Below are 4,293 nucleotides of genomic sequence, written 5' to 3'. Positions count from 1 at the left end.
CGTGCTTTCCGGATCAATATCAATCACCCACGGCTGCGGAATGTGCAAATCGTCCAGCAGGCGGTGGGGGTCGGGGGAGTAGATGATGAGGTGCCAGCGGTAGCGGCCGTCCAGCCGGGTGAAGTAGGCCGGCATGGGGCCTAGAATCTCCGTGGCCGCCAGCGACCGCTCGCGCACGGCCAGGGCCAGCACCTGGGCCATGTCCTCGGCCAGGCGCTTGGCGCGGTCGTTGACGGGGTCGGAGATGAGCAGGCGGGCCATGCGCCGGAAGGGGGGCAGGGCGCGCTGCGTGCGGAAGCGAATCTCCTCGACGTAGAAGCCGGCGTAGTCGTGGTCGGCCGCGGCGCGCACGGCGTAGTGCTCGGGCTGGTAGGTCTGGATGAGCACGCGCCCGCCCAGCAGGCCCCGCCCCGCCCGCCCCGCCACCTGGGCCAACACCTGGAAGACGCGCTCGCCCGTATTGTAGTCGGGCAGCCCCAGGGCGATGTCGGCCGAGATGACGCCCACCAGCGTGACGAAGGGCAGGTCCAGCCCCTTGGCGATCATCTGTGTACCCACCAGGATGTCGGCCTCGCGGTTGATGAAGCCGGCCAATAGCGCCTCGTGGGAGCCGGTGTCGGCCGTCGTGTCGCGGTCCCAACGGATGAGGCGCGCCCCCGGCCAGCGCTCGCGCACCAGCGCCTCCAGCCGCTCTGTGCCCAGGCCGAAGAAGCGGATGCGCTCCGAGCCGCAGGTGGGGCAGACCTGGGGATACGCCTCGCGCCGGCCGCACTGGTGGCAGACCAGCATCATGTTGGGCTGGTGGTAGGTCAGGGGGATGCCGCAGCGGGGGCAGCTCATCACGTGGCCGCAGTCGCGGCAGTTGACGAAGGTGGACGTGCCGCGCCGGTTGAGGAAGAGGATGGACTGCTCGCCGCGGGCCAGCGTCTCGGTGATGGCCGCGTCGAGGGCGCGGCTGAAGACGGAGCGGTTGCCGGCGCGCAACTCCTGGCGCATGTCCACGACCTGGATGGGCGGCAAGGGGATGGTCAGGGCGTCGTCGTGGGTCAGGATGTCTTCCCCGCCGCCCCCCTCGGCCAGCGGGCGGTAGCGGCTCTCCACGTGGAGGCGGTCGGCCTGGCCCTGGATGCGCTGGCGGTGGCCCATGATGCGCTTGGGCAGTTCGAGCAGCTGGTAGCGGCCGGCGCGCGCGCGGTGGTAGGTGACCACATCGGGCGTGGCGCTGCCCAGGATGACGGTCGCGCCGGTGAGGCGGGCCAGGGCGATGGCCGCGTCGCGGGCGTGGTAGTAGGGCGGCGGCACGGGCGGCGTCTGCTTGTAGCTGCTGTCGTGCTCCTCATCGACGACGATGACGCCCAGGTTGGGCAAGGGGGCGAAGAGGGCGCTGCGCGGGCCGATGGCGATGTCGAACAGGCCGCGCCGCGCCCGCCGCCACGTGTCGTAGCGCTCGCCGTCGCTGAGCGAGCTGTGGAGCACGGCCACGCGGCCGGGGAAGCGGGCGGCAAAGCGGCGCACCGTCTGCGGCGTCAGGGCGATCTCCGGCACGAGGACGATGGCCCGCTGCCCGCGCTCCAGGGCGAAGTCGATGGCCCGCATGTAGATCTCGGTCTTGCCGCTGCCCGTCACGCCGTGCAGCAAAAAGGGCGTGGTCGCATCAAGCGGGTTCGTAGCGTCAGAGTCGTCGTCATCAAGGGTCAGCGGCGAGTGGTCACTAGTCAGTGACCGCTCCCCCGCTCCCCCGCTCCCCCGCTCCCCCGCTTCTTCCTCCCCCTCAATCATCGCCACCTTCACCCGCCCCCACACCCGCGCCTGATCCAGCGTCAGCCCGGGCGGGTCGGCGGGGGTGAAGTCGCGGTCGGCCAGCGAGTCGCGCCACACTTCGGCGGCGCTGAGGCGGATGAGGTCAAGCTCCGCCAGCCGCTCCAGGTGCTTGTGGGTGGCGCTGGTCTGGGCGTAGATATCGCCGACGGCCAGGGCGCGCCCTTCGCGGGCCAGCAGGTCGAGGACGGCCCCGTAGGTCTCGGCCTTGCGCAGGCGCAGGATGTGACCGTGGACGCGGCGGTCGGGGATGGTCAGGCTGACCGTGGCCGGCTGGGCCTCGACGCGCACCAGGCCGGCCGCCGCCAGCGCGGGCAGTAGGCTGGGGTCGGGCAGGGCGTCGGGCGCGGCCGGCAGGTGGGCCAGCGCGGCGGCGTACTCGTCGGGGGCCTTCCGGCCGGGCACGGGCACGACCACCGCCTGCGCCGGGAAGCAGGCGATCAGCCCCTCGGCGGCCAGTGCCTCCAGGTGGGCGCGCCTGGCCCCGGTGGCCTCGCGCACGGCGGCCTCGGCCGGCAGGGGGTCGGCCAGTTCGGCCAGATGGTGCAGCACGTCGGCGGCCTTGCTGGCGCGGCCCAGCTCGGCGGCGGCGGCGCGGATGCGGGCCGGCGGGGCGATGAGTTCGGCGGTGCGCACCTGCTTGGGGCGGGCGCGCGGCGGGTCGAGGACGGAAGCGCGGCGCAGGATGCCGCGCCGGACGAGCTGGGTGGCGGCGGGCTGCCAATCCACGTCCTTCAGGGCGCGGTTGATCTGCCGGCCGCGCAGGTCGCCGCGGGCGCGCAGCAGCTCGACGACCTGGGATTGGGCGGCGGTCAGCTGGCCGGAGCCGTCCCAGCGGGGGGCGACGTCGTAGGTGACGTCGGCCCAGCGCGTCAGGCCGGGGGGCAGCAGCAGGCGGAAGCAGGCGTTGAGCGGGGCCAGGTAGCGGCGGCTGAGCCAGCGGGCCAGCTCGATCTGCCAGGGCCAGAGCACGGGGTCGGGGTCGATGAGGCCGATGATGGGCTTGGTCTCCTCGACCGGGGCGCTGTCGGCGAAGGCGACGACGATGCCCTGGGCCAGCCGGCGGCCGAACTCGACCTCGACCAGGTGGCCGATGGCGAGTTGCGGTCGGAGGTCGGCGGGGATGTGGTAGTGGTAGGTATCCGAAAGCGCTTTCTCAATATTGACGACAACTTCAGCATATTGGGCAGCGGGCATGGGGTCTATTCTAACATGTTGTAACGCGGGATGGTATCCCGCCTCCGCGTTGTAGCGCGGGATGGTATCCCGCCTCTGGGGAAGCCAGGGCAATCGCCTACTCGTTTCGTCCGCCTTGCGCCAACGGTTGAAACCCGTTGGCTGGCAGGCCAAACGCGTTGTTGAGACTTAACAAAAGAATACAGATACCGCTCAGCAAGCTCTGGGCCGGGCCGCCCCGGGCTGAAGCCCCGGGGCTAGTGAACAACGGCCCGTGAACGGGCCTTGCAGACACACGCGCTGGGCAGCCGGTCTCGGCCGGCGTTGTTGACTAGCCCGGCGCCTTCAGGCCCGGGCGGCGTGGTGGGCAGAGAGCCTGGACGGGGCGCTATACCCGGCCTCTCCTACCGGTCGAGGCTTGTCCCTGGTTGGCTTTGCCAACTTGACCCTGTATATCCGTATTCTCTTGTTAATGCTCAAAAACGCCTTGCCGCGGCGGCTTCGACCCGGTTTCAACGGGTTTGGCCTATCAACCGCAGCGTTTCAACCCGCGGCGGGCAAATAGGCGATTGTCCTGGGGGAAGCAAAGAGGCGGGTTGCCAACCCGCGCTACAAGCGCTACAAGTCAATCCCCATATCCTCCCCCAACTGCTCCAGCGCCTTGTCCAGCCACTCCATGTCGGCCATGTGGGCGAGGTGGGGGTTCAGGCGCAGCTGGTGGGTCAGCAGGATGGCGACGGTGCGCACGCCGTTGAAGACCAGCACCGACAGGCGGCGGGCGTCGTCGATGGTCAGGGTGGGCTGCTGAGCGCGCCAGAGGCGCATCAGGTCGTCCAGCACGTCGCGGGCATTGGTCACTTCCGGCCACAGGTCTAACGGCTTCGTCCCGGCGGCCGGGGACACAGGTGAGTTAAAGGTTTGGCTTGTCATGTGCCCACGATAGCATAGCGCGAGGGGGCGTGGCTATTCAATTTCTGGCTAGGGGGTAGGGGCTAGGGAAGCGCGCTTCGCGCCACTGCGCCGCCCGCATCTGAGGATGCGGACTCCGAACCGGCGCCGCCAACGGAACGCCGCCAACGGAGCGCGGCCAACGGAGTGCCGCCAACGGAACGCCGCCAACGGAGCGCGGCCAACGGGACGCCGCCAACGGAGCGCGGCCAACGGAACGCCGCCAACGGAGCGCGGCCAACGGAACGCGGCCAACGGAGCGCGGCCAACGGGACGCCGCCAACGGAGCGCGGCCAACGGAGTGCGGCCAACGGAGTGCGCATCCTCAGATGCGCGCTTGCGCGCTTCGCG

At 70.5% G+C, this 4,293-nt stretch carries 2 protein-coding genes and 1 pseudogene; 1 reads left to right on the top strand and 2 read right to left on the bottom strand.

Annotated features, from left to right (window positions below):
• Positions 1-3,015 (bottom strand): primosomal protein N' (gene priA, locus ACE3UY_RS08045; protein WP_374687026.1); only part of this gene is annotated, 3,015 nt, incomplete at its 3' end.
• A gap of 597 nt (positions 3,016-3,612) precedes the next feature.
• Entirely contained in the window at positions 3,613-3,924 is a 312-nt protein-coding gene (locus ACE3UY_RS08040; RefSeq protein ID WP_374687025.1) for a hypothetical protein, read from the bottom strand.
• A 165-nt stretch (positions 3,925-4,089) separates the two neighbouring features.
• Here ACE3UY_RS08040 and ACE3UY_RS08035 point away from each other — a divergent pair.
• Positions 4,090-4,293 (top strand): annotated as a pseudogene (locus tag ACE3UY_RS08035) (hypothetical protein); the annotation flags it as partial.

The sequence above is a fragment of the Promineifilum sp. (SeqCode) genome, assembly GCF_041918635.1.
GTDB lineage: Bacteria > Chloroflexota > Anaerolineae > Promineifilales > Promineifilaceae > Promineifilum.
The sequence above is the reverse complement of the archived record's forward strand: the minus strand, read 5'-3'. Positions and strand labels throughout refer to the sequence as shown.